23 protein-coding genes are annotated in these 24,027 nt (G+C 71.3%); 3 read left to right on the top strand and 20 right to left on the bottom strand.

Going from position 1 to position 24,027, the window contains the following annotated elements; genetic code table 11:
• Positions 1–15 precede the first annotated feature (15 nt).
• Positions 16–1,059 (top strand): hypothetical protein, encoded by a 1,044-nt coding sequence (locus KI385_RS33415; RefSeq protein WP_238575784.1) that lies wholly within the window; start codon positions 16–18, stop codon positions 1,057–1,059.
• A 40-nt stretch (positions 1,060–1,099) separates the two neighbouring features.
• Positions 1,100–1,633, top strand: a complete 534-nt coding sequence (locus tag KI385_RS33410) for a hypothetical protein (protein WP_238575783.1) — start codon at positions 1,100–1,102, stop codon at positions 1,631–1,633.
• A 114-nt stretch (positions 1,634–1,747) separates the two neighbouring features.
• Here the strand turns inward: KI385_RS33410 and KI385_RS33405 are convergent, their stop codons facing one another.
• From KI385_RS33405 to KI385_RS33370, 8 genes are all read right to left on the bottom strand, one after another.
• Positions 1,748–2,350: a CGNR zinc finger domain-containing protein gene (locus KI385_RS33405; RefSeq protein ID WP_238575782.1), complete on the bottom strand. Its 603-nt coding sequence runs from the start codon at positions 2,348–2,350 to the stop codon at positions 1,748–1,750.
• Between the two features lie 123 nt (positions 2,351–2,473).
• Complete coding sequence (locus KI385_RS33400; RefSeq protein WP_238575781.1) at positions 2,474–3,598, bottom strand: NADH:flavin oxidoreductase; 1,125 nt, start codon at positions 3,596–3,598, stop codon at positions 2,474–2,476.
• A gap of 64 nt (positions 3,599–3,662) precedes the next feature.
• Entirely contained in the window at positions 3,663–4,862 is a 1,200-nt protein-coding gene (locus tag KI385_RS33395; RefSeq protein ID WP_238575780.1) for a PP2C family protein-serine/threonine phosphatase, read from the bottom strand.
• 86 nt (positions 4,863–4,948) lie between these two features.
• Positions 4,949–5,554 (bottom strand): helix-turn-helix domain-containing protein, encoded by a 606-nt coding sequence (locus tag KI385_RS33390; protein WP_238575779.1) that lies wholly within the window; start codon positions 5,552–5,554, stop codon positions 4,949–4,951.
• Between the two features lie 140 nt (positions 5,555–5,694).
• A complete protein-coding gene (locus tag KI385_RS33385) occupies positions 5,695–8,664 on the bottom strand; it encodes a glycine--tRNA ligase (protein ID WP_238577964.1) in 2,970 nt (989 codons plus the stop codon).
• Positions 8,640–9,905: an MAB_1171c family putative transporter gene (locus KI385_RS33380; protein ID WP_238575778.1), complete on the bottom strand. Its 1,266-nt coding sequence runs from the start codon at positions 9,903–9,905 to the stop codon at positions 8,640–8,642. The genes KI385_RS33385 and KI385_RS33380 overlap by 25 nt, the downstream gene beginning before the upstream one ends.
• Positions 9,902–10,339, bottom strand: a complete 438-nt coding sequence (locus KI385_RS33375) for a M48 family metalloprotease (protein WP_238575777.1) — start codon at positions 10,337–10,339, stop codon at positions 9,902–9,904. Before KI385_RS33375 ends, KI385_RS33380 begins: the two co-directional genes overlap by 4 nt.
• Before the next feature lie 163 nt (positions 10,340–10,502).
• A complete protein-coding gene (locus KI385_RS33370) occupies positions 10,503–10,943 on the bottom strand; it encodes a helix-turn-helix domain-containing protein (protein ID WP_238575776.1) in 441 nt (146 codons plus the stop codon).
• A gap of 236 nt (positions 10,944–11,179) precedes the next feature.
• Here KI385_RS33370 and KI385_RS33365 point away from each other — a divergent pair, with 236 nt between their 5' ends.
• The gene (locus KI385_RS33365) at positions 11,180–12,061 is read left to right on the top strand and encodes a LysR substrate-binding domain-containing protein (protein WP_238575775.1); all 882 of its coding nucleotides are present in this window, start codon (positions 11,180–11,182) and stop codon (positions 12,059–12,061) included.
• 66 nt (positions 12,062–12,127) lie between these two features.
• Here the strand turns inward: KI385_RS33365 and KI385_RS33360 are convergent, their stop codons facing one another.
• From KI385_RS33360 to KI385_RS33305, 12 genes are read right to left on the bottom strand one after another with little or no spacing between them, the layout of a single operon-like run.
• Complete coding sequence (locus KI385_RS33360) at positions 12,128–12,973, bottom strand: class I SAM-dependent methyltransferase (RefSeq protein ID WP_238575774.1); 846 nt, start codon at positions 12,971–12,973, stop codon at positions 12,128–12,130.
• Entirely contained in the window at positions 12,967–13,761 is a 795-nt protein-coding gene (locus tag KI385_RS33355; protein WP_238575773.1) for an alpha/beta fold hydrolase, read from the bottom strand. Before KI385_RS33355 ends, KI385_RS33360 begins: the two co-directional genes overlap by 7 nt.
• Positions 13,758–14,393, bottom strand: a complete 636-nt coding sequence (locus KI385_RS33350; RefSeq protein WP_238575772.1) for a LysR substrate-binding domain-containing protein — start codon at positions 14,391–14,393, stop codon at positions 13,758–13,760. The genes KI385_RS33355 and KI385_RS33350 overlap by 4 nt, the downstream gene beginning before the upstream one ends.
• Positions 14,371–15,129, bottom strand: coding sequence for a DUF6182 family protein (locus KI385_RS33345; protein ID WP_238575771.1), 759 nt, complete (start codon positions 15,127–15,129; stop codon positions 14,371–14,373). The genes KI385_RS33350 and KI385_RS33345 overlap by 23 nt, the downstream gene beginning before the upstream one ends.
• Positions 15,126–16,247 (bottom strand): hypothetical protein, encoded by a 1,122-nt coding sequence (locus KI385_RS33340; RefSeq protein WP_238575770.1) that lies wholly within the window; start codon positions 16,245–16,247, stop codon positions 15,126–15,128. The genes KI385_RS33345 and KI385_RS33340 overlap by 4 nt, the downstream gene beginning before the upstream one ends.
• Positions 16,244–17,695 (bottom strand): NAD(P)/FAD-dependent oxidoreductase, encoded by a 1,452-nt coding sequence (locus tag KI385_RS33335; RefSeq protein ID WP_238575769.1) that lies wholly within the window; start codon positions 17,693–17,695, stop codon positions 16,244–16,246. Before KI385_RS33335 ends, KI385_RS33340 begins: the two co-directional genes overlap by 4 nt.
• A gap of 1 nt (position 17,696) precedes the next feature.
• On the bottom strand, positions 17,697–18,554 hold the full coding sequence (locus KI385_RS33330; protein ID WP_238575768.1) for a class I SAM-dependent methyltransferase: 858 nt from the start codon (positions 18,552–18,554) through the stop codon (positions 17,697–17,699).
• Entirely contained in the window at positions 18,551–20,251 is a 1,701-nt protein-coding gene (locus tag KI385_RS33325; RefSeq protein WP_238575767.1) for a GH3 family acyl-acid amido synthetase, read from the bottom strand. Before KI385_RS33325 ends, KI385_RS33330 begins: the two co-directional genes overlap by 4 nt.
• Positions 20,238–20,918 carry a hypothetical protein gene (locus tag KI385_RS33320; RefSeq protein ID WP_238575766.1) on the bottom strand — a complete coding sequence of 227 codons (681 nt, stop codon included), beginning with the start codon at positions 20,916–20,918 and terminating at the stop codon, positions 20,238–20,240. Before KI385_RS33320 ends, KI385_RS33325 begins: the two co-directional genes overlap by 14 nt.
• Positions 20,919–20,929: 11 nt before the next feature.
• Positions 20,930–21,946 (bottom strand): ketoacyl-ACP synthase III family protein, encoded by a 1,017-nt coding sequence (locus tag KI385_RS33315; protein ID WP_238575765.1) that lies wholly within the window; start codon positions 21,944–21,946, stop codon positions 20,930–20,932.
• Positions 21,947–22,879: an MBL fold metallo-hydrolase gene (locus tag KI385_RS33310; RefSeq protein ID WP_238575764.1), complete on the bottom strand. Its 933-nt coding sequence runs from the start codon at positions 22,877–22,879 to the stop codon at positions 21,947–21,949.
• The gene (locus KI385_RS33305; RefSeq protein ID WP_238575763.1) at positions 22,876–24,021 is read right to left on the bottom strand and encodes an acyl-CoA dehydrogenase family protein; all 1,146 of its coding nucleotides are present in this window, start codon (positions 24,019–24,021) and stop codon (positions 22,876–22,878) included. Before KI385_RS33305 ends, KI385_RS33310 begins: the two co-directional genes overlap by 4 nt.
• Positions 24,022–24,027 lie beyond the last annotated feature (6 nt).

Raw genomic sequence — 24,027 nt, 5'->3', positions numbered from 1 at the left:
ATCGGGGGACTCATCATGAGGTACACGTCTGCGCGCGCGACGGGCCGGACATCGGCGTACGACGCGGCGCGCGCCGCAACCGGAGACCGGCGGCAGCGACCTCGACCCACCCGCCCTACGCGCCGGGCCGCCGCCCTCGGCACCGCGGTCCTCACCCTCGCCCTGCCGCTGGCGGCCTGTTCGTCGGACGGCGGAGGCGAGGATCCCGCGGGCGGCGCCGGCAGCTCGGCGGCCGCTTCGGCGCCCTCCCCCAGCCCCACCCCGACCGTCGACCCCGACGCCTACCGTCATGCGCTGACCGGCGCCCTCGGCCCGCTCGACAGCGCACTGCGCGCGGTCGACAAGGCGGACGAGGGCGGATCGCTGGACAAGGCCCTGGACGCCGCCGCCACCAAGGCCGATGCCGCCGCGGACGCCCTGGAGACGGCCCGTACGCCGGACAACGCCACCACGGGCAACAGCCAACTCGCCCTCGCGCTACGCGCCTTGGGTCAGGACCTCAAGAGCGCCCACGGCGACGGCGGCCGCTGCGCCACCTCGCCGCGCGTCGAACTCGGGACGGCCCAGGGCCCGAAGAGCGTCAAGGAGGCCGGTCGCACGCTCACCGCCCTCGGGTACGACGCCTCGCTGCGGCTGCCGCGTACGGAGCAGGCCAAGCACCGGCGGCTCGCCAACGGCTCGTTCGTCCGCGACGGCAGCCGGGGCGGTCTGGGGCGGCTGACGATCAACAACGGCACCAGCAGCGATGCGGTGGTGACGCTGACCCGCGGCGAGCGGACGGCGTTCTCCGTGTATGTACGCAAGGGCTCCGAGGCGACCGTGCGCAGCGTCAACAGCGGTTCGTACACGGTGTACTTCACCACCGGTGAGGACTGGAGCGCGGGCAAGCGGTCCTTCACCCGTGGGTGCAGCTTCGAGAAGTTCGACGACAAGGCGAACTTCCGGACGGTCCAGGTGTCCGGCGGAACGCAGTACACCGTGCTGAAGTTCACCCTGAACAAGGTGATCGGCGGCAATGCGACCACGAGTCAGGTGCCGCCGGGCGAGTTCCCCTCGTAGCGGTGGCCGGGGCGCCGCAGCGGCTCGGTATCGTGGCGACGTGGGTGACAGCACTGTATGGACTCTGGCGATCGCGGCGGTGACCGGCGGCACGGCCGTGCTCGCCAGTTGGGTCACCGGCCGCGGCAGCACCCGGGCCGCCAGGATCCAGGCCGAGATCGGCGCGCGTGCGCAGCGCGCCGAGCGGCTGCGCGAAAGCCGGCGCACCGCCTATCTGGATCTGATCGAACAGACCCACCGGATGGGCGAGTTGTACTGGGAGATCTCCGCGGCGCTACGGCTGCCCGGCTCCGACGCCCGTACCGCCGCCCTCGGTGCGCTGCACGACCGGGAGGTCGCCGAGTACGCGAAGATCCGTCGCTGCGCGCGGGTGGTCGAACTGGAGGGCCCGCCCTCGGCCGCCGCCGCGGCGCTCGCCCTCCAGAAGGCGACCGGCCCCTTCTACGAGGCCGTCAAGGCCGATCTGGCCGGCGACTCCGATCGCCGGCCCGATTTCGACGCCGCCTACAGCCCCTTCTGGGCGGCGCTGGAGAGGTTCGTGGACGCGGCGCGGGACGCCCATCAGAGCGAGTGAGACAGCGGGACGCAACGGCGCGGATCGGGACGGACCTGGTGGAGACGATGTTGCGGTGAAGGGTGGTGGGGGTGGTGGGAGTGGCGAGCCGGGCGGGCGACGGGCCGGGCGTCCTCAGGGGTTCCGGACGCGCTGACGCGCGCGGTAGGCGCGCAGATTGGCGGCGTTGCCGCAGGTCTTGACGTCGTGCCAGACCCCGCTGTTGTTACGGGAGCGGTCGTAGAAGGCCACCCGGCAGCGGGGGTTGCGGCAGGTCTTGAGGCGGCGGCGGGTGTCCGCCTGCTGTCCTTCCAGGATGGCGGCGAGGATCAGCGAGACCAGGCGCCGCCACCCCGTGCCGCGCGGCTCCAGGCGGACGAGTCCGTCCTCGCCGAGCTGGAGCGCGGCGGTGGCGCTGTGCACCACCGGTGCGGCGGCCACCCCCGCCCCGGATGTCGCGCCCTGCGCCGTCGCGGTCGCCTCGTGCAGAGCATCGCGGAAGGCCCGGAGCTCCTCCAGCCCGTCGGCGTCCAGCTCCACCTGAGGGGCGGGTTGCCCGGTGGCCTGCGACCACTGGGCGATCGCCTCGTTCGCCCACGCCTGCGCGTCCTCCAGGGAGGCGAGGAGGTCCGGCTTCCGAGGGGTGCCCGCGGCGACGGTGTTGAGCAGGTCCTGGGCAAGGCCCAGCCCGTCGGGCGCGGGGTCCAGGTGGTAGCGGGCGTTGGCGGGCCAGGTCATCGCGATCACACCTCCTGGACGTCTTACGGGCGGGCCATCTTTTCACAGGCGTACGAGACGCCTGCCGTTATGCAAGATCCGCCATAAGAAGTAACATCATTTGGGTTCTTTCCCCTGTGGCAGTCAGACCAGGCTGCCGAGCCGCGCCGCGTCGTACGGCACCGCCTCGTCCAGCCGGCCGCTCAGCGCCTTGTCCGGCCAGTTGGGGTCGGCGACGAGGGCGCGGGCGACGGCGACCAGGTCGAACTCGTCGCGCTCCAGGCGGTCCAGGAGCAGATCGATCCCGGCGACGCCGGACTGCTGAGTACGGCTCCGCGGGCCGGAGAACTCCTTGTCCAGGCCGATGGATCCCACGGTCATCACGGCCTTGCCGGTCAGCTTCTTGGCCCATCCGGCGAGGTTCAGCTCACTGCCCTCGAATTCGGGCAGCCAGTAGCGGCGGGTGGAGGCATGGAAGGCGTCCACGCCGGCCGCGGCGAGCGGGGTGAGCAGCTGCTCCAGCTCCTCGGGGGTCTCGGCTATCCGGGCCTGGTAGTAGTCGGTCTTCCACTGCGAGAAGCGGAGGACGACCGGGAATCCGGGCGAGACGGCGGCGCGCACCGCGGCCACGATCTCGGCGGCGAAGCGGGCCCGGGAGGCGGGGGCGCCACCGTATTCGTCGGTACGCCGGTTGGTGGCCGCCCACAGATAGTTGTCGATCAAGTAGCCGTGGGCGCCGTGCAGTTCGATGCCGTCGAAGCCGATGCGCTCCGCGGTGGCGGCCGCCTCGGCGAAGGCCCGGATCACCTCGTCGATGTCCCGCGGCGTCATCGCGGAGCCGTACGGACGGCCGTCGAGGCCCACGCCGGACGGGCCCTCGGCGGGGACGCCGGCCGGCAGGCTCCCGGGCTCGCGCGACATGCCCGTGTGCCACAGCTGCGGCATGATGCGGCCGCCCGCGCGATGGACCTCGTCGACGACCCGGGCCCAGCCGGCCAGCGCGTCCGCTCCGTAGAAGTGCGGCACATCGTGGTACGCCGCCGCGGCCGCGCGGTCGATGAAGGTGCCCTCGGTGACGATCAGCCCGGCCCCGCCGGCCGCCCGCCGCGCGTAGTACGCGGCGACGTTCTCACCAGGCACCCCGCCCGGCGAGAAGCACCGGGTCACCGGCGCCATGGCGATCCGGTTCCTGAGGGTCAGATCCCCGAGGGTGAACGGCCGTCCCAGAAGCTGTGCGGCTCGCGAGTCCTCGTACGTCGTCATCGCCATCGTGCGCTCCTCCGCTGCGACAAATCCAGCTGCAAGTCCAGCTGGCGACATAATCGTAACACTTTTACTTCTGTCTCAGCGGTGCGATGGCCAGGAGGGCGACATCGTCATGGAAGACGCGGGTATGGCGGGGCAGGTCGGTGTTGAGGAAGTCGATGACGTCACAGGGGCCGGGCGCGGGGCGGCCGGCGAAGCGGTGGCTGAGGCGGTCGAGAAGCGGGTAGAAGGCGCCGGTCCGGTCGCGGGCCTCGATCAGTCCGTCGGTGCAGAGCAGCAGGACGTCGCCGTGGGTGAAGCGGTGGGTGTAGGCGACGGGCGGCTCATCGGCCAGGGTGCCCAGGCCGAGCGGGAGCGCGGGTGGTCCGGTGAGGGCCGTCACCTCGCCGTCGGAGATCAGGACCGGCTCGATGTGCCCATGGTTGACGATCGTCACCCGGCCGGCCGGGGCGTCGTACTCGATCAGGGCGGCGGTCGCGAACAGCTCGTCGTCGGGCAGCTCTTCGGCCTCGCGGGCCAGCCGCCGTTCCATACGGGCGGCGACGGCCAGCAGATCCCCCTGTTCGTAGACGGCCTCGCGGAAACTGCCGAGGATGTCGGCGACCGTGCGTACGGCCTTGAGCCCCTTGCCGCGGACGTCGCCGATGATGGCGCGCTCACCGTCCGGGGTGGCACGGATGTCGTAGAGGTCGCCGCCGACCATGGTGCCGACCTCGCCGGACCGGTAGAGACCGGCCGCGAGTACCTGTCCGACCCGGTGCGGCACCGGCCGCAGCAGGGTCCGCATCAGGGCTTCGGCCACCGAGTTGGCGCGTACCAGGTGGCGTTCCTGGCGCCGGCGGTGGGCGGCCAGCGCCACGCCGAGGATGCCGACCAGACCGGTGGCGATGTAGGCGGCGACATAGTGGTTCGCCCACAGTTGGTGGATGTTGTGGCCGGTGCAGCACGGGGTGCCGGCCAGGACGCCTTCCAGTACGACGGCGAAGACCGTGACGGCGGCGACGCCGACGGGGCCGAGGGTGTACGCGGCGATCACCGGCAGCGCGATGAGCAGGAAGCTCACCGCCCACATCGTGGGGGTCACGGTTTCGAGCAGCAGCACGAACACGACGTAGGCGGCCGGCAGCCAGCGCATCCACGCCGGCGGGCGGGTCACCTCGCTGCCGCCGTTGTCCGCAATCGCCGCCGGCCGCCCGGCCGTTCGGCCATGGCCCGGCCGGCGACCACGACGGATCCGCTCAAAGATCGACTCACCCGAACTGTTCACACGGGCTCCTGACACGACCGCGACCGAGGGCCACAGCCTGACGCGGCCAAACAGCCCAACCCGCCCATTACGCCGTCAGCGGCATGTCACCCGTCGGCGGACCGGGCACGGGGCCGGGCGCGTACGTGCATGCGCTCGCCCTGGCGGCCGAAGAGGCTGAGGAGTTCGACGGGGCCCTCGCCGGTGCTGCCGAACCAGTGCGGCACCCGGGTGTCGAACTCGGCGGCCTCGCCCGGGCCCAGGACCAGATCGTGATCGGCCAGGACCAGACGCAGGCGTCCGGCGAGGACGTAGAGCCACTCATAGCCCTCATGGGTACAGGGCTCCGGTGTGCTCCGGGTGTGCGGGAGGACCATCTTGAAGGTCTGCAGCGGGCCGGGCTGCCGGGTCAGGGGCAGCACGGTGTTGCCGTTCACGCGCTGGGGCGTGAGCCGGATGCGGGGGTCGCCGACCTCGGGGGCGCCGACCAGTTCGTCCAGCGGGACCTGGTGGGCCTGGGCGATGGGGAGCAGCAGTTCCAGGCTGGGACGGCGCTGACCGGACTCCAGACGGGACAGGGTGCTCTTGGAGATACCGGTGGCCTCGGAGAGCGCCGCAAGTGTCACACCACGCTGAGCGCGCAGGCGCTTGAGGCGGGGGCCGACGTCGGAGAGGACTTGGGTGAGGGCGGGTGAGTGCTGCACGCCGCCCATTGCACAAGCTCGTTCCGGAAACGGCAACAAAGGTTGTCCCTTCCGGGTCGCGGTCGCTGCCTGTCGGCGGGAGGACCACCGGGTATCGGACGCGGCCGAAGGCAGGGCCACGGTGTGCGGGGCCCCGCCTTCGGCAGGGGTCAGCCGAGCTCGCTCCAGGACAGGACGCGGGCCGCCGGGGAATGGACGAGCGCGAGCAGACCGAGGCGGTTCGCGCGCTTGGCCGGGTCCTCGGCCATCACCATCACCTGGTCGAAGAACGCGTTGATCGCGGTGACGAGTTCGCCGGTCTCGCGCGCGAAACGGAGCAGCGAGGTGTCGTCGCCGAGCGTGCTGCGGAGCTTTTGCACCGCGGCGTGGAGGTCGTGCTCCGCCGGGCTGTCGAACAGCGCCGGGTCACACGTGGGCTCCGTGTCCTGCGGAAGGATGCGCCGGACGCGCTGCAGCGCCGCGATGAGAGCGGTGAACGGCGGGGTGCCGAGCAGCGAGTCGAGTTCGGCGAGGGTCTGCTCGGTGTGCAGGGGGCTGCCGCCGCGCGGCAGGACCGCCCGCACCTGTGCCACCGAGTGGCCGCTTTCCAGGAGTTGCTGCTCGAAGCGGCGCAGTACGAACTGCCGCGCATCGGCCAGCGCCTCCGTCGAGCAGGTCACCGGCTGGTGCTCCGCCGCGATCCGCAGACCGTCCTCGACGGTGAGGGACGCCAGTTCGGGGCGGCTGCGCAGGATGTTGACCACGCCCAGCGCGGAGCGGCGGAGGCCGTAGGGGTCCGAGCTTCCGGTGGGGACGGAGCCGATGGCGAACAGGCCCGCCAGGAGGTCGAAGCGGTCCGCCAGGGCCAGCAGGGCGCCGGCGCGGGTGGCGGGGAGCGCGTCCCCGGCGAATCGCGGCAGCTCCATGTCGAACAGCGCGGTGGCGACGGCCTCGCCCTCGCCGGCGCGGTCGGCGTACTCCCGGGCCATGACACCGGCGAGACCGGAGAGTTCGGTGACCATGTGGGAGCCGAGGTCGAATTTGGCGAGCCGGGATGCGCGGTCCAGGGTGCTCCGGTCGTCCGGGCCCAGTTCGACGGCCTGCGCCAGCCGCGCCGCGATGGCCGCGATACGCCCGGCCCGGTCGGCCATCGAGCCGAGTCGCTCCTCGAAGGTGAGCAGGGTCAGCTTGTCCCGCATCTCGGTCAGCGGCGTGGCCAGGTCCGCGCGCCAGAAGAACGCGGCGTCCTCGTAACGCGCGCGCAGCACGGCCTCGTTGCCCGCGCGGACGACCGCTTCGTCGCAGCTGCCGTTGGCGACGGCGATGAAGTGCGGCAGCAGCGTGCCCTCGGAGTCCTGGACCGGGAGGTAGCGCTGGTGCTTGCGCATGACGGTGGTGAGGATCTGCGCCGGCAGCTGGAGATAGCCCGGGTCGAAGCTGCCGAGGAGGGGGACGGGACGCTCGACGAGATCGGTGATCTCCGAGACGAGGTCGCGGTGCTCCTCCAGGTCGACGGTGCCACCGGCTCCGGCGGCGAGCCGCACCGCACCGTCCTCGACGAGCCGGCGTCGTACGTCCGCGTCGGCCAGGATGCCGTGGTCCGTCAGAAGGTCCAGGAAGCCGTCGGCCGAGGGGACCTCGACCGTGGGGGACGGCGCGTCGCGGTGCACATGTGTCGTACGCCCTGCCGTGAGGCCGGCGAGCGAGAAGGGCACGACGCGGTCGCCCAGCAGCGCCAGGATCCACCTGATGGGGCGGGTGAAGACCAGGCCGGGGGCGTTCCAGCGCATGTTCTTCTCGGCGCGCAGTCCGGTCACGATCTGCGGCAGGATCTCGGCGAGCACCTCGAACGCGGTGCGGCCGCGCACCTGGCGGGTCACCACGACATGCTCGTGCCCCCCGAACTCGGCGCGGGCCAGCTCATCCGCCTCGATGCCCTGGCTGCGCGCGAACCCGAGTGCGGCCTGGGTGGCGTTGCCGTCCTTGTCGAAGGCCGCGGCGACCCGGGGTCCGCGTACGGTCCGCTCGTGGTCCGCCTCCTGGCCCGCCACCTCGTGCACCAGCGCCACCACCCGGCGCGGGGAGGCGACGACGCTGATCGCGCCGTGCGGGAGCCTGGTGTCACCGAGCTTCTCGGTGAGCGCCTCGCGTACGGCCTGTGCCGTGCGGCTCACCTCGGCGGGGGGCATTTCCTCGACGCCGATCTCGAAGGCGAGGGTGGCGGGGCCGGCCGGCGGCTGTCCGGCGTCGGCCGCGGGCTGTGCGGCGGGTACGGCCTCGGCCCGGCCGAGCGGGTGACCGAGCTCCTCGCGCCGCGCCGCCCACAGGCCCGCGACATCGTGGGCGAGCGCCCGCATCCGGGCGAAGGCGCGGGCCCGCTCCGTGGTGGAGATGGCTCCGCGCGCGTCGAGCACGTTGAAGGTGTGGGAGCACTTGAGCACATAGGTGTACGCGGGGACCGGCAGCCGGGCGTCCAGCATGCGGCGGGCTTCTTCGGCGTAGGTCTCGAACAGCGCGCGCTGCGTCGTCACATCGGCGTCGTCGAGGTAGTAGCGGCTCATCTCGTACTCGGCCTGGCCGAAGATCTCTCCGTAGGAGACGCCGGGCGCGTAGGTGATGTCCTTGAAGTGGCTCACGTTCTGCAGCGCCATGAGGATGCGCTCCAGGCCGTAGGTGATCTCCACGGACACCGGGTCGAGCGTGATGCCGCCGGCCTGCTGGAAGTAGGTGAACTGGGTGATCTCCAGCCCGTCCAGCCACACCTCCCAGCCGAGTCCCCAGGCGCCGAGGGCGGGTGAGGCCCAGTTGTCCTCGACGAAGCGGATGTCGTGTGCGGCGATGTCGATGCCGATGGCCCGCAGGCTGCCGAGATACAGCTGCTGGGCGTTGCCCGGTTCGGGCTTGAGGATCACCTGGTACTGGGTGTGGGTCTGCAGTCGGTTCGGGTTCTCGCCGTAGCGTGAGTCGTCGGGGCGGACGCTCGGCTCGGGGTAGGCCACGCGCCAGGGTTCGGGGCCCTGGACACGCAGGAAGGTGGCGGGGTTGAGCGTTCCCGCGCCGACCTCACTGTTCATCGGCTGGGCGACCAGGCACCCTTGCTCCGCCCAGTAATCGTTCAGTGCGAGCAGGGTGTCTTGCATCGTGCGCACGCGCGCCCTCCAAGGGCCATATCGGTGTCATGTGTGGTGCTTCCCTCGACGCCGGCGGCGACGTAGGGAGAGTTCATGGTCTCCGCGACCTTGACCAGCCAGTCGATCTCGTCGGTGAGGTCGGCGCCCTGCGGGCCCGTGACGGTCCGCGGCGCCGGGTGTGCCGAGGGCGGCACATTGCGTTCCCGGGATCTGACCATGGAGGCCAGCTGGGCGGCCTCCTCGATCGCCTGGAGTTCCTTGCCGGTCAGCCCGGCCCTGCGGCCCAGTTCCGTCGCGGTACGGACCGCCTCGGGATCGGTGTACGAACGCAGGGCGAGCTGACCGTCCCGTATCTCGATGACCTGGCGGTACAGCTTGAACTCCAGGGTGGAGGGCCGGAATCGGCTCCAGAAGCCGTTCGCGGGGGCGGTGAGTTCGATCATCGGCGCAAGTTCGTGCAGGACGTTCCACAACGGTCGCAGCCGACGGTACTGGCGCCAGGCCCGCAGCCAGCGGCGCGGCGCGTTCAGCGTCGGGCCCCAGCCGGGGAGGGTCCAGCCGACATGGGTCAGCAGCGCCCCGACGTCACCGCACACCCAGGCGACCGGTTCCAGCGGCCGCAGGTCCACCGCGTACGGGGAGAGGATGACGTCGGTGATCCTGATCAGGCTGAAGCCCAGGGTCGTCCATGCCCCCACGGCCGTCAGCCGCAGGCCCCTGCGCAGCCACAGGCGGTGCGAGACCTTGGCGTAGCGCTGGCTCAGGCGTGCGGTCTCGATTTCACCGATGGTGTAGAAGACGAGGTAGATCAGGAGGTAGACGGCGTAGAGCGGGTGGCCGGCGTAGTACAGCGAGAAGTCTTTCGGGCGCGGCTCGGACGGGGCCGTCATCGCGAAGAGGGTGATGAGCGCGGCCAGTACGAGGGCGGCGGCGAGCACCCTGGGCCGTGCTCTGCGCCAGGCACGTTCGGGCGGATGCGCCCAGAAGGTGAGGACGATCTGCTGGTTCGTCAGGACCAGCACGACGCACACCATGGACACCAGGGCCGCGCTGTTGGGGAAGCCGAACAGCCGGTCGACATATCCCCAGACGTAGGGGTGGGACACCGTGAAGCTCAGGGCGGAGCACATGAGCGCCCCGCACAGCGCGATCAGTGCGTAGTCGCGTGGCGATTTCCGTAAGGCGCTGAGTTTGTATCCAAAGGCCAGCCAGGCGACCACCGCACACACCGGGTGCAGATAGACGTTCACCGGCCCCCTTTGGGGATGTGCCGCAGCGAACGGTCCAGCCGCTGGATCACCTCGGCGGATCCGGAGGGCACCGTCCAGGTGGGCTCCCGGGTTCTGCGGTGCGCCTCCTGGAGGATCAATGAGGCGATGACCTCGGCCTCCTGCTCCTCCACGCTGTTGTACTGCGTGCGCTGGAGCACCCGTTGGACCATCCGGGGGTCCAGGTTGGGCAGGATCAGCAGTGACGATTCCTCGCCCACCACGGCGCTGGTGCGGTGGTCGCACAGCACATGGCCCAGTTCATGGGCGATGATGTGCTCCTGATGCAGCGGGCTGGTTTCCTGCTCGTAGAAGATGTAGTCCGTCTCGCCGACCGCGACCCACAGACCGCACGGGCCGTCGGGTGGGAGCGAAATCGATTCGAGCCGGATCGGACGGCCCGTGTGCTGTGCCACACGGTCGCACAGCGCCCGCACATCCAATGGAGAGGTGATTTCGAGATCGCGGACCAGAGCTCGACAGCGCCGGTTCACCGCCCGAGAACTCACTGACTGGCCCCCTGGTTCGGTCGGTGCTCACGTCTGGCCGACATCAGAGACCTGACGTGCATGGTGGTGGCTAGGAATCCTCGCCCGCAGGCCTACGCGGGAGCCCCTCCAACTCCCGCACCCGTTCGATCACTTCACTGATCGAGCTGAGTGTCTGCGGCGAGAGACCGGCGGTGCGGAGTGCGACCTGCTGCACCTGCGAATCCCGAAGGGCGGTGAGCAGCGTGAGGTCGGCGTCGACCTTCGCGGACACCTGGTCGTCGAAGAAGTAGGCCGGCGGAACTCCGAAAAATCTTGCCATACCCTCAAGATGGCGCAACGTCGGGTTGTCCCGTTGCCCTCTGCGCAGCAGCCAGATGTAGCTGCCCGAGATCGACACGCCGTCCGTGGTGATGGCGCGCGCGACCTCCTCCGTGCTGTAGGGGCCGCGGCCTGCGGGAATCACTGTCTCGAAGAGATGATTCAACTTGGCGGCCAGCGTGCGTCCTGCCGTGTTGCCCGTATCGGTCACGACCACGCCTCCATCCCGTTGGGCATCAGAACAACCTAACCTCACACTCGTGTGCAAGCCGAAGTGGCCCGCATCCTATACCCGTTGACACCGATCACAGCGGCTGCTTACAGTCCCGAGCTGTAGCACTCATCGACTCATGTGCAATCACAAACCGCAGCTGATCGACCATCAGTTGATGGTAGTTGCACGTATCCGAGTTGGTAGCCGGCTCCTTACGGGAAGACGGGGGAACGATGAATCACGACCTGCAGATCGGGACGCTGAGAACACTGGCGACAATTGTCGACCTGGGCGGGTTCGGTCGCGCGGCCGAGGCCTTGCACCTCACCCAGCCCGCCGTAAGCCAACAGATACGCCGTCTGGAATCTTTTCTCAAGCAGCCCGTTTTCGCCACAACCGGCCGAAACATGAGACTCAGCCCCGCGGGGGCGGAGCTGCTCGGTTATGCACGCAAGATGCTGCGACTCAATGACGAGGCCGTCGCGCGGTTCACACCACCACGCGACGGTATACGCATCACCTTTGGCATATCCGACCAATTCAGTGACGCACTACCGGAAATCCTGCGGGGCCTGAAGCGGGTGGATCCCGATTCCCAGGTGACCATCCGGACCGGACTGAGCGAGTCGCTCACGGAGCAGATCACCGCCGGCAGTCTCGATCTGGCGCTGCTCATCAATCCGTGGCCGGACCCCGCCTACCGGATCGAGGAGATCGGGCATCTGAAGATGGCCTGGTTCGGACGCCCGGCGGTCGGCAGCGACGCACCGCTGCCCCTGGTCCTGTTCACCGAGCCGTGCACCCTGCGCGGGCGGACCCTGGCCGCCTTCGAGGAGAACGGCGTCAAGTGGAAGCGCGGCTACGAGGGATCCGAGCTGATCGGTCTGCGGGCCGCCATCCAGGCCGGTCTCGGAGTCGCCTGTCTGGTCGCCAACGCGGACGAGCTGTGGGGGCTGCCCACAGCCGTCCGTCCCACCCTCCCACCGCCGCCGGGGCCGGTGCCGACCGGTCTGGCCATCTCCTCCCGGGTCCCCGAGGAATACGCCCGCGCCGCGCTGAAGTCCATCCGCGAAGCGCTGCACACATACCCCCTCGCGGTCCCGCAGCACTCATAAGAAAAGCCCTGGGGCGTTTCTTACGACGGGACCACGTACCGCCCGCCGCATCGCGGACCGGGCGGCTCAGCCGGGCACGGTTCCTATCGCGACGACATTCCCCTCACTGATATACGCCTGCGGATCCCGGAGAGGATTGTCCGGTGCCTCCGGATCCGTAAATGCCTGCCACTGTTCCGTGCCGCCCATCGCCAGGGCCTGCTCCGCCACCCGCGCACATGCCAGCCCGTAGAACCGCTGGACGGCGGCGTCGAAGGGCGCATAGTGCTCGATCAGCAGCGTGTGCTGCCGTACGGAGCCGAGCCCGGCGGCGGACAGCCGGCGGTAGAGATCGCGGGCGCGCAGCAACTGGTGTGCGTACCCCGGGGACCCGCCGGCCCTTCGGAAGAAGTCCGTGAAGAGGAAGGGGTCGGCGGGCCGTGCCGTGATCAGACCCGCGTCGAGATCCTTGACGGCGACCAGACCGCCCGGCCGTACGACCCGGATGAACTCCGCGAGAGCCAGCTCCAGTTCGCGGTCGCCGAGGTACTGGGTGGTGTTGGCACACCAGACGGCGTCGAAGGAGTTGTCCTCGTACGGCAGGCGCAGCACATCACCCTGCCGGGCCTCCAGCGGGGCCTCCAGCCGCTCCCGGCGGGCCAGTTCGGTCACCAGCCCGACGTTCTCCGCGGCCAGGTCGACGGCCGAGAGACGGCCGGTGGGCCCCACCAGTTCGGCCAGCCAGGGCAGGAACGCGCCGCTGCCGCAGCCCGCGTCCAGCACCTGCCAGCCGGGCCGGATCCCCACCCGATCGAGCGCCGCCCGGTACTGCGGGGCACACGCCCGGAAGTGGGCCTCGACGATCTCCTGGTGGGTGAAGCCCAGTCCGGTGGAGGAGGCGTATCCCCAGTCCTTGTGGTCGTCCGTCAGCATGTGCGCCCTCCCGGCACCCGTTCCTGCTCGTCGATGTCGTCCAGCAGCCGCGTGAGCACCCCGGTGAAGACCTCGGGAGCCTCCAGCGGCTGGAGGTGGCCGGCCCCCGCCACCGTGACCAGCTGCCCCTGGGGCAGTGCCGCGGCCATCCGCCGCGCCTCCTCCAGCGGGACCAGCTCATCCTCCGTGCCGGCGACCACCACCGCCGGCACGGTCGTGGCCCCTAGCACGGCGAAGGAGTCCGGCCGTGCCGCGATCGCCCGTTGGGCCCACGCCACGGCTGCCGGCGGCCCCTGCGCCACGTCCCGCAGCAGCCGTTCGAGCAGCTCGGGGCGGTCGGCCCGGGTCGTGGCGCCGAGCAGCAGGGGCATGGTTTGTGCGAGGAGGCCGTCCCGCACCCGCTCGTCCTCCATCAGACGGGCGAAGCTCTCGCGCCGGGCCACCTCCTCAGGGGAGTCCGCGGACGCCCGGGTGGCGGACAGCACCAGGCCGCACACCCGGTGCGGATGACGCTGGAGGAACCGCATCGCCACATACCCGCCCATCGAGGAGCCGACGAGCACGACGCGGTCGTGCCCCTCGGCATCGAGGGCGGCGGCGAGGTCGTCGGCCACCGTGTCCAGTGCGGGGACGTCCGTGCCGAGCGGTGTGCCTCCGAATCCCCGCTGGTCGAAGGCGAGGACGGAGTGGCCGAGCCGCTCCAGGGCACGGCGCTGGGACTGCCACATCGACGAGTCCAGGAACAGCGCGTGGAGCAGGACGACGGTTTCGGTCCTCCGGGCGGTCACCGCTCACCGTCCCCGCGCCGCACGCTCTCGACGAAGGCCCGCACCCGCTCGGTCAGTGGCTCCGCACGGCGCCAGGCCACGGCGACCGGAGCACTGGGCAGATCGTGGATCGGTACGATGGCCACCTGGGGCGGTGCCACCTCCGCGAGCGAGGCCAGCGAGATATGGACGGCGGTGGACCCGGCCACCAGGCGCATCATCTCCGCAATGGTCGACACCTGGTGGCTGCGTCGGATCGGCCGGCCGGAGGGGGTGCGCGGCGGTACGACCTCGTCCCAGACGTAGGCGGGCATCCGCCCGGGCCGGTCGAACGCCTCGTAGTCGGCGAGTTCCTCGATGGACACCGACTCCCGGCCGGCGAGCGGGTGCCCGGCGGCGACCACGGCCGCCCTGGCGTCGTACGCAAGGACCGGGCTGACGGCGAGATCCGGCTCGTCCACCCGGAACTTGACGGACATCACGTCCAGTTCGCCCGCCCGCAGCGCCCGGAAGGGGTCCATGACGTCGTACTCGCGCAGCAGAAAGCCGGTGTCATCGAAGCCCACGTCGCGGATCAGGCTCCGGACGAGCGTCGATGAGCCGTGGTAGCCGAACCGGATGGGTCCGTGGTCAGCGGTGGTGCGGGACGGCATCGGGAATCTCCTGGGTCAGCCCGGCGAAGGCGTGCAGCCTGTCGGGCGCGTCGGTGGCGGTGTCGATCCGGAGGGCGGCGAACGTCCCTGCGGAGTCGTCGAGTTGGGGTACACAGCGGACGGTGAGCCGGTCGCCGGGAATGATCAGGCGGTCCATGACCGCTTCTGCGAGCAGGTGGTTGAGGTGGACAAGGGCGTCGGTGAGCGTGACGCCGTCCGTGGCGAGGTGCACGGCGCGGTGTACGGGCGGCCGGTGCCCCGGCTCCGGGCCAGGGGGGATCACCACGGTGGTGGCCGGCAGTCCGGCCACCACCCGTCGTCCGTCGAAGCTCTTGAGCAGGCGGCGCAGCCCGGTCGACGCGGCGGCGGGCGCCGGGCCGAGCCAGGCCGTCGCCCCGTCCGGCGCGACATGGTCGAAGGCGAACCGGCCTTGGAGACGGTCGGGCGCGCCGGCCAGATAGACGGTCCGGGTCAGGGAGCGGCGCCAGGTCTGTGCGTCTTCGGGTGTCAGGGAAGAGGCGAACACACAGGTCTCGCGCACCCACTGGAAGAGGTCGAGGGTGCCGATGACCACCACCGCCACCGCCTCGTCCCCCGGGGCGTCCCCGGTGAGTTCGGCTCTGAACGCGCGCAGGGCTTCCGTGCTGGAAAGGTCCCGGCGGGCCCTCAGCTCCGGTCTGGCCGTGTGGAGCCGTTCGAGAGCGAGGGACAGCAGACGATCCGCGGACAGCGTCATAGGAACACCGAGGAGATCAGGTCGAGGGGCGGGGTGGGGCGGCGCTTGCCTAGCAGGGACGAGGTGAGGCGGTAGGGGTCGACATAGACGTGGTCGCGCCGGTGCCGGGCCAGGGCGGCGGGCATGCCGGCCGTCTCCGGCTCCGTCGCTCGGGCGGCGCTCAGCAGCCGTTCGGCGCGCGTCATGCACTGGTGCAGCAGATCGCGCCGGAAGGACTGCTGTTGTCCCGGGCCCAGCGTCGCGATGAAGTAGAGCCGCATGCCGAGCCGTACGGCAGCGGCGTCATGCTCCTGAGAGCAGGCGCGCAACAGGGCACCGGCCGTGGTCGCATGCCAGTTTCCGTGGCGGGCCGAGGTGATCCGCCCGTCGATGGGAACCCTGCCGATGGGTGTGCGCCGCACCTGCGGGCCGAGCCGGCCCAGGACGCGGGCGAGCAGCTGGTAGTCCGGGTCGAGCTCCTTGTCGTAGAGCAGGACCACCTCGTCGAAGCGCGGGGCCAGCGGCAGCAGTTCCCGTAGCGCACAGGCCAGATAGTTGGGCTGTCCGTCCGGGGTGACGATCTGCCGCAGGGGCAGTCCGTGGCGGGTCAGGTCCAGGTAGACGGGGCCGCCGGCCGGCCGGTGGTCCAGACAGATCCCGAGTTCGCCGATCCGGTCCAGCATCTCGTCCAGGCTCAGCCCGGGTGGCTGATGCTCCGTCAGCCCGGGGTCGTGGAGTCCCAGGCGTGCGTAGTGGGACGCCCAGATCTCCAGGACCCGCTCCCCCGCCGGGTGCCGCCAGCCGTACCGCTCCACCGCTTCGGCGTACGGGCGCAGCGCCGTGGCCGGCGGGTGCCGCCGCTCGGCCCGGTAGGCGACATACAGCTCCCCTATCTCCTCCTCCGTCAGACCGGAGTAGTCGGCCCGGCCCACCGCGCGGTCGAGGTACTCCCAGAAGCCGAGGGTCTGTTCCGTCGGGTCGTAGGTGGTGTGGCTGTAGCGGTAGGAGACCTCGGCCAGGTGGGCGGTGGCTCGGTACATCACATCCGTCCACAGCAGTCCCTTGAGATGGCTGGGGGTCAGCGGTTTGGACGGGGTGATGGTGACCGGTGCCAGCAGCACCCGTCGCCGCGTGGTCATCGCCCCGCTCCCTTCGCCGCGGTGACCGCGGCCGCCAGCGCGTCGCGGGCCGGCGGACGGGCGGCCGCCGGTGCCGGGCGCGGGCGGGCGGAGGCCACCCGTTCGCGGAACAGCGTGTCGCCGAAGACCTTCGCCGGCGTCTCCAGGCTCATCAGCATCCGCGTCAGCCCCCGCCATACGTGCCCGTCGGCGGAGGCCGCGGCCGCCACCTCGTGGAACGAGGGCCGGCCCGCGGGCACCCGTGGGCCGGGCCGCCTCGGCGGCTCTCCGGCCACTGCCGCCGACCAGGCGGCGATACGGTCCGCGTCGGCCTGCGCCGACTGCTCGTACCAAGGCCGGAGGAGATCCTCGGCCGCGGCCGCCACCTGGGCGCTCAGCGTCTCGTCCACGGCAGGGGCGGCGCCGAGCATGTCGGCCAGCTGAAAGGCCTGGGTCAGCGCCAGCGAGAGGCCGCGGCCGAAGAGCGGGTTGGTGACGCAGGCCGCGTCGCCGACGGAGAACAGGCCGGCCACCGGCTCCTGACGGCGGGTCGCGACACCGCGCAGCACATTCGGCGGGCAGGTGATCGCCTCCACGGGGCCCAGTGGCTCGCTCACGCCCTCGGCGACCCACGGCGCCACGTACGGGCTGGCGCTCGCTGCCACGGTGAAGCCCGCCGGGTGCCGGAGCGCGGTCATCGTCGCGTCGTCAGGCAGCACCGCGAGCGCGATGGCGAAGGTGTGGTTGTCACCGGGGTGCAGAACGCCCGCGTAGTGGTCCCAGACGCCGCCCGCGGCATTGCCCCGGTTGAGCGGGGCGGGTGCGGCCGTGCCGGTCAGCCGGTAGAAACGGCTGAAGCCGCGCAGGCCGGAAGGAGAGCTGAGGTCCTCGGCGACCGGGACCCCGGCGTCCGCGAGCCAGGACCGGGCGAGCCCCCTGCGGCCGCCGGCGTCCACGACGACATCGGCCGCCAGGTGCCGGCCGCCGGCGTCCACCACGCCGCGGACGCGCCGCCGGCTGCCGTCCAGGACGAGATGACGCACCGTCACCCCGTGGCTGATCTCGATCCGCGGGTCGGCGCGGACGACGCGGTACAGCACCAGATCGAGGACCGAGCGGCGGATCGCCAGGGCCGCCAGCTCGGCGTCGGCCGGCTCCCGGGAGAAGCCGCCGTCCGCCCGTGGCGCCGCGGTGGTCAGGTCTAGCAGGGTGCCGCCCGCTTCCAGGGCGGCGTGCAGGACCTGCGGCGCCCGCTCGCGCAGTACCCGTACGCCCAATGAGGTCAGGGTGTGCGAATGGTGCGACTGCGGGACGGTGGGGCGGCGCCAGCCCGCCACCGCGCTCCCGGCCGGGCCCTCGGGCGGCGGGGCGGCCCGCTCCAGGACCCGGACCCGGTACCCGGCCTCCGCGAGTGCGAGGGCGGTGGCCAGGCCCGCGACGCTGCCCCCGGCGATGACGGCGGTGTCCATGTCAGCGCCGGTATCCGTGCACGAAGAACACCCGGCGGACGTCCTTGACATGGCGCGGCGGCACGGGGTCGGGCCAACGCCCGAAGTCGGCGCCGTCCTCGCCCGGCTGGACGGCCTCGACGTCGAAGCCATGGCCGGCGAACAGACCTTCAGGGTCGTCGGTGCCGAACAGCCAGGGGCAGCCCCACCCGGCGAAGACGTCCAGCAGCGCCCGCATGTGGGGCAGTTCGAGGGCCGCGGTGTTGACGATGTCGGCGGCGAAACGGCTGCCGGGTGCGGCGATGGCGGCCACCCGGTCCAGCATGCGTCGGGCGTCGGGCTCCGCTATGTAGTAGAGCAGCCCTTCGAGCAGCCATGTCGAGGGCAGTGCGGGGTCGTAGCCCGCGGCGATGAGCTCGTCCTCCCAGTTGTCCGCCGTCAGGTCGACGGCGACCGTGTGGTGCTCCACCTGCGGCCGGGCGTCGCCCAGCCGCTCCTTCTTGAAGGCGAGTACGGCCGGCCGGTCGACCTCGAAGTAGCGGGTGCCCTCGGGCCACGGGAGCCGGTAGGCGCGGGAGTCCATGCCGGCGGGGGCGAGGACGATCTGGTGCATCTCCGGTTCCCGCGCGGCCCGTTGCAGGTACTCGTCGAAGAACCGGGTCCGGATGGCGTTGTAGTCAGGGGTGCTGGGCAGCGTGCGGGCGCGGTGGGGCGGGAAGGTCGCGGCCCGTACCTCCGCGAGCAGCCCGGGGCCGCTGTCGCCGACGAGTCGGGCGGCGTACGGGTCTTCGTACAGCCGGTCCGCGCGCCGCGTTTCGGCGGCGCGCAGCGCGGCGGTGAGCAGAGCCGTACGTTCCACGGCATCCAGGGCCTCGGTCATCTGTGTTCCCCTTCGTGAGTGGCCGGCAGCTGGGTCAGCCGCTGCCAGAGGGCGGGATCCTGTCGGAAGATGCGGTCCTTGACCTGCGTGGGACGGACTCCGGCGCCGACCGCGTCGTGCCAGTCGCGCTGGAAGGCGTCGCGCGGCAGGAGGTGCAGGGTCGGATCACCGAGCCGGCCGGCCTCGCGGGCCCGCCGGTAGCCGGGCGACTGCTCACCGAGGTGGCTGTCGAGCAACCGGGCGAAGCGGGTGGTCTCCTGCGCGCTCCACGGGGTGTGCGGTGCCAGGGCGAAGCGGTAGTGCGGCTGCCCGGTGGGCGGCGTTGCCACCTGGCAGGTGGCGTTGCGCAGTTCCAGACCCGTGGCGCTCAGCGCGGCCCGCAGCGCGCGGATGACCTGGGCCTCGCGCAGCCGCTCACCGGCCGCGTCGGACCGTGTGCCGCGGCCCGCGTACTCCACCCGGGGCACCCCGTCGACCCGGTCGACGACCCGGACCACGTCGCCCACCGCGTAGCGGTACAGCCCGCCGACGTGGCTGAAGAGGACGTGGTAGTCGCGGCCCGGTTCGAGTTCGTCCGCGAGCAGCGTCGCGACGTCGGGCGTGAGGTCCTGATCGGCGTCCACGAACTCGTACACCGATGCGGTGGCCACCAGGCTTCCCGCGGAGGGGTGCCGGTCGAGCGCGACGCCCACCGGGCCCTCCGACGCGGCCACGGGTGCCGGCAGGACGGTCACGCCGGGGCCGAACTCCTCGCGCAGCCGGGGCAGATAGAGCGAGGCCGCACCGGTGGTCCAGCAGAACAGCGCCCGCATGTGGGGCCAGATCTGCGCGGGGCGGACGGTTCCGAAGTGGTCCGCCAGTCGCTCCAGTTCGGCGGCCCGCCGGGGTGCCGGGGCGCCGTACGGCACTCCGCCGAGGGTGCCGTCGTGCACCTCCTTGACGATCCGCGGCCACCAGAGGTTCAGCTGGTACGGCACGGCGGCCACCATCGCGGGGTTGATCCCGATGAGGCACCGGACATCGCTCTGCACGGCCAGCCGGAGCCGCAGATACATCTTCTCCAGATGCGCGTCGGCCGCCACGGGGACGGGGAGTGCCGCCCAGGGCGCGGCGGTTCCCGGTTCGGCGGACAGCGGCTCGCCGAACTTCTCCCCGAAGTCGACCTGGCTCGCGCCGACGTGCGGGCGGCCGTCGGCGGCGGTGGGCGGGGCGGCCAGGGGGTCGTGCTTGAGGTTCAGTACCGCGTCCGGGCGGGCCAGTACATCCGGGAAGTGCTCGATCAACGGCGCCCAGGCCGCGTAATAGAAAGGAAAGAAGGTGGAGCTCATAAAGCGTGGGGTGACCGGTATTTTCTTGTGTGCACCGGTACTTCCGCTGCTGGTGAAGTACACGGTCGGCCGGTCCGCGGTCAGCACATTCGCCTCGCCCGCCGTGGTGCGGTCGATCCATGGGGCATGGTCGGCGTAGTCCTGGACGGGGACGGCACGGCGGAATTCCTCCATCGTGCGGATACTCCCGAATCCGTGTGCCTTCCCGAAGGCCGTATCGGCGTTGAATTCCAGGAGGTCGGCGAGCACCCGCTGTTGGTGGCCGGCGAATTCGGCGGCGGCGCCGTCCAGCCGGGCGCGTTCCGCGAAGACCCGCTCCCGGTAGCGCTGTTCGTGGCCGGGCGAACCCCATCCGTCAGTGGAAGTCATCAGCGAGCGCCTCTCGTACAGCTGCCGCGGTGCGTGCCACGTCACCGCATTCCTCGATCACCGTCATGGGGACGTCCCTCGTCTCCTCGAGCATGACTTTGCGCAGGTCGCGTTGGTAGCTCTCGAATGCGTGCTCGTGCGGCAGGGCTCCGGAGTGCTCCAGCCGGTTGAGTCGCGTGCCCTGCCCGCTCCGCCGCCAGGCCGTTTCGTGGGTCACGTCCAGGTACACGATCCGACGTGGCCGCGGAAAGGAACGCCACCATGTGAACATGGGGTTTTCCTCGACACCGGCAAGCCGGCATTTCGCGAGAATTTTGTAGTAGTAGGAGTCCACCACTATCGGCGCGCCGGGTTCGCTCGCCCGGATCCGGTCACGGAGATGGACGACCGCGGTCTGCAGCAGTGCGGCGAGGAAGTCCGCGGAATAGGTGGTGCCGAGGTCTGGCAGTACGTCGCTGACCACATTGCGCCGGAGCTGGGCCACCAGGGGGAATGCGGTTTCGGTGAACTTTCCGTCGGTGGACAGCAGACGCCAGGTGGGCACGGTCGCCGCCAGCTCGGCCATCACCGACGACTTTCCCGCGAAGTCGGCGCCCAACAGCACGGAGAATTCGGCGTGTGCGGCGTTCTCGACGTGTGCAGCGTGTTCGGCGTGTTCCATCGGCATACGGTTCCTCCTCAGGCGGTGAGCACGGCGCAGGTGAAGGTGAAGCCCATTCCGGTGCCGATCAGCACGACGCGGTCCCCGGGGCGCAGCAGTCCGTTGCCCAGCAGGTGGTCGAGGCTGAGCAGCTGGTCGACCGAGCCCAGATGCCCTGTGGTCAGGCCGAATTCGAAGAGGGTCCGCTCCGGGTCCAGCCCGAGCGGCTCGACGAAGCCGGACTCGAAGAGCCGGCGGCCCACGAAGGGCGGGACGACCCAGCGGGCCTCCCCGATGGAGCACCCGGCCTCGTTCAGTGCGGCCGTGACCACGCGCTGGACGGCGTCCACCGAGCGCTGTCGGGCCTCCTTCGGCGCCATGGTGCCCTGGGCGAAGAACTCGCGGGCCCTGCGCCGCATGGGCAGCGTCTCCAGCGCGGTCGGCGACACCGGGTGGAACGCCTCGTCGCCCCGCTGCAGGCCCTCCAGCGAGGTGTCCGTGTACGAGACGACGGACAGCACGCGCAGCGCGCCGCCGCCCCGCCCCAGAACCGCAGCCGCGGCGCCGTCTCCGAAGGCCATCCCCGAGTCGATGTTCCAGCGGTCGACCCCGGGGGGCGCGAACCGGTCGGCGCAGGTCAGCAGGGCGCCGGACAGGTCGGGACGGCCGGCCAGCAGGCTGCCGGCGAGCTCCAGGCACGCCAGCGAGCTGTTCGACAGCGCGGAGGCCTGCATCGAGAGGGTGTCCAGGGTCTCGCCGAGCAACTGCCCGGCGATCCAGCAGGCGGCGGGCCACATGTCGAGCCCTTGGAAGTAGGTGCTGCCGTGCAGATGCAGGGTCGATGAGGGCCGGGTGGTGCCGGCCGCCGCCAGCGCGGCGCGGCCGGCCCGTACCGCCATTTCGGGGGGCGCGAGGTCCGCGGTGGACACGGAGACCGTACCGGCCTCCCGGGCGTCCTTCTCCGCGTAACTGCCGTCGGCTATGTCCGGTGCCACGGGGCGGAGTTCGCCCAGGTAGCTGCCCGTACCCTTGATCCAGAGGTCGTCGTAACGCACTTACTCGCGCTCCTCGTTCCGCATCCGTAGCCAGTGCCGCAGTCCCGCGGCGTTGGACTCGAAACCGCCCATGACCGCGAAGCGCTCGGGCTCGTCGGCCGGCATTCCTTCCTCCGCGGCGAACCGGCGCAGCAGCTCGGCCTCCAGGCCCTCGTCGAGGCCGTCGGCGGCCGAGCGTTCCGCGACCGTGCACCACCGCTGGAGCCGGTCCTCCGCGTCGGCGAGGAAGGCCGCCGGATCGCCGGGATCCCCGAAGTGGGTCAGTACGAGCCGGGCCGGCCTCAGCTCTGCCATGCGGCGCATGCTCGCCACCGCCGCGTCGCGGTCGAAGTGCGGCGGGGGGCAGGCCGGGCGGGCCGACCGCATACCGTCGACCCGGACTCCGGCCGCGTCCCCGGTGAAGAGCACCCCGGTGCCGGCGTCCAGCACGACGAGGTGGTGGGGGGCGTGGCCCGGGGTGTGCAGGATGCGCAGTTCCCGGTCGCCCAGGTCGATCCGTGCACCGTCCTCGGCCGCCTGGATACGGCTCCCCTCCACGGGGGTCATCGATCCGTACACCCGGTCCAGCAAGGCCCCGTGGACCCGTCGTGCGCTGGCCTCCAGCCGCGCCGGATCGGCCAGATGACGCGCGCCGAAGGGGTGCACCACGACCTTCGCCGCGGGGAAGGCACGGCTCAGCGCGCCCGCCCCGCCGGCGTGGTCGAGGTGGACATGCGTCACGATGATCCACCCCAGGTCGCCGGGGGCGAGCCCGAAGGCGTCCAGGGCCGCCCGGGTGCGGGCGACGGACAGCGCGGTGCCCGTCTCGATCAAGGCGGGGCGGGCGCCGGGGATCAGGAAGACGCCGTTCATGCCGGGGTAGCCGGCCATGGTCGAATCCGCGACGAGCACCCCGTCACCGAGGCTCACACAGCCGGCCGGCGGTGTGCTCACGGCGCGTACTCGCGGCCCAGCAGCTGCCGGGCGACCACGAGTTTGGTCGCGTTCTCCGTACCGTCCGCCAGCTGCAGACCGATGACGTCACGGAGGCGGTGGGCCACGGGCTGGTCCTCCGACCAGCCGAAGTGGCCGAGGGTGAGCAGCGCCTGGTGGGCCGCCTCCATCGCCGCCCTCGGCGCCCACCACTTCGCCATGTTGGCCTCGACCCGGTGGTCCTTGCCGACGTCGTTGCGCCACAGCGCCTCGTAGGCCAGCAGCCGGGCGCCGTGCAGGTAGGTGGCGTGCTCGACGAGGGGGAAGGCCACGCCCTGGTAGGTGCCGATGGGCTGGCCGAACGCCACCCGCTCCCGGGCGTGGGCGAAGGCCTTGTCCATGGAGGTGCCGGCGGCCCCGACCGCCATCAGGGCGATCAGCGCCCGCGAGTAATCGAAGCCGCGCATGACCTGGACGAAGCCCAGCCCCGGCCCGCCGACCACCTCGTCCGGTGTGACCAGAAGGTCGTCGAACTCCAGCTCGGCGCGCCCGGCCGACCGGCACCCGAGGTCCGACAGCTGGGTCCGGGACACCCGGTCCTCGTCGAGCCGGGTGAAGAACGCCGTGACGCCCCGGGCGCCGGCCTCACCGGTGCGCGCGAAGACCAGGCCGTGGGTGGCGTAACTGCCGATCATGATCGACGTCTTGCGGCCGGTCAGCCGCCATCCGGCGCCGTCGGGCCGGGCGGGCAGCTCGATGCCGGCCGCGTCGGTGCCGTGCTCGGGTTCGGTCAGGCACAGCGCCACGACGGACTCACCGCGCGCGATCGGCGGCAGCCACCGTGCGAGCTGCTCCTTGGTCCCGTTGGCGGCCAGCACTCCGGCGATCAGGGCGGCGTTGAGGACCGGGTAGCACACCGACTGGTCGGCCTTCGCCAGTTCCTCCAGCACGATGCCCGTACTGACCGCGTCCAGGCCCTGCCCGCCGTACTCGACCGGGATACGCAGGGAGAAGAGCCCCTGCTCCGCCATGTCCTTGAGGAGCCCGGGCGGATAGCTGCCCCGGCGGTCGTTCTCCTGGTAGTCCGGCGCGATCCGCTCGGCCGCGAAGGCGCGGACGCGTGCGCGCAGGGCTTTCTGCTCGTCGGTGAACTCGAAGTCCATGTGTCT

This window comes from Streptomyces inhibens, assembly GCF_022221585.1.
Lineage (GTDB): Bacteria > Actinomycetota > Actinomycetes > Streptomycetales > Streptomycetaceae > Streptomyces > Streptomyces inhibens.
The sequence above is the reverse complement of the archived record's forward strand: the minus strand, read 5'-3'. Positions and strand labels throughout refer to the sequence as shown.

What these genes read in the sequence shown, in the direction of transcription:
- KI385_RS33415 (WP_238575784.1), top strand. Translation starts at nt 16, where the DNA reads ATGAGGTACACGTCTGCGCGCGCGACGGGCCGGACATCGGCGTACGAC.
- KI385_RS33405 (WP_238575782.1), bottom strand. Translation starts at nt 2,350, where the DNA reads ATGACCTGGCCCGCCAACGCCCGCTACCACCTGGACCCCGCGCCCGAC.
- KI385_RS33400 (WP_238575781.1), bottom strand. Translation starts at nt 3,598, where the DNA reads ATGGCGATGACGACGTACGAGGACTCGCGAGCCGCACAGCTTCTGGGA.
- KI385_RS33390 (WP_238575779.1), bottom strand. Translation starts at nt 5,554, where the DNA reads ATGGGCGGCGTGCAGCACTCACCCGCCCTCACCCAAGTCCTCTCCGAC.
- KI385_RS33385 (WP_238577964.1), bottom strand. Translation starts at nt 8,664, where the DNA reads ATGCAAGACACCCTGCTCGCACTGAACGATTACTGGGCGGAGCAAGGG.
- KI385_RS33365 (WP_238575775.1), top strand. Translation starts at nt 11,180, where the DNA reads ATGAATCACGACCTGCAGATCGGGACGCTGAGAACACTGGCGACAATT.
- KI385_RS33360 (WP_238575774.1), bottom strand. Translation starts at nt 12,973, where the DNA reads ATGCTGACGGACGACCACAAGGACTGGGGATACGCCTCCTCCACCGGA.
- KI385_RS33350 (WP_238575772.1), bottom strand. Translation starts at nt 14,393, where the DNA reads ATGCCGTCCCGCACCACCGCTGACCACGGACCCATCCGGTTCGGCTAC.
- KI385_RS33345 (WP_238575771.1), bottom strand. Translation starts at nt 15,129, where the DNA reads ATGACGCTGTCCGCGGATCGTCTGCTGTCCCTCGCTCTCGAACGGCTC.
- KI385_RS33340 (WP_238575770.1), bottom strand. Translation starts at nt 16,247, where the DNA reads ATGACCACGCGGCGACGGGTGCTGCTGGCACCGGTCACCATCACCCCG.
- KI385_RS33335 (WP_238575769.1), bottom strand. Translation starts at nt 17,695, where the DNA reads ATGGACACCGCCGTCATCGCCGGGGGCAGCGTCGCGGGCCTGGCCACC.
- KI385_RS33330 (WP_238575768.1), bottom strand. Translation starts at nt 18,554, where the DNA reads ATGACCGAGGCCCTGGATGCCGTGGAACGTACGGCTCTGCTCACCGCC.
- KI385_RS33325 (WP_238575767.1), bottom strand. Translation starts at nt 20,251, where the DNA reads ATGACTTCCACTGACGGATGGGGTTCGCCCGGCCACGAACAGCGCTAC.
- KI385_RS33320 (WP_238575766.1), bottom strand. Translation starts at nt 20,918, where the DNA reads ATGCCGATGGAACACGCCGAACACGCTGCACACGTCGAGAACGCCGCA.
- KI385_RS33305 (WP_238575763.1), bottom strand. Translation starts at nt 24,021, where the DNA reads ATGGACTTCGAGTTCACCGACGAGCAGAAAGCCCTGCGCGCACGCGTC.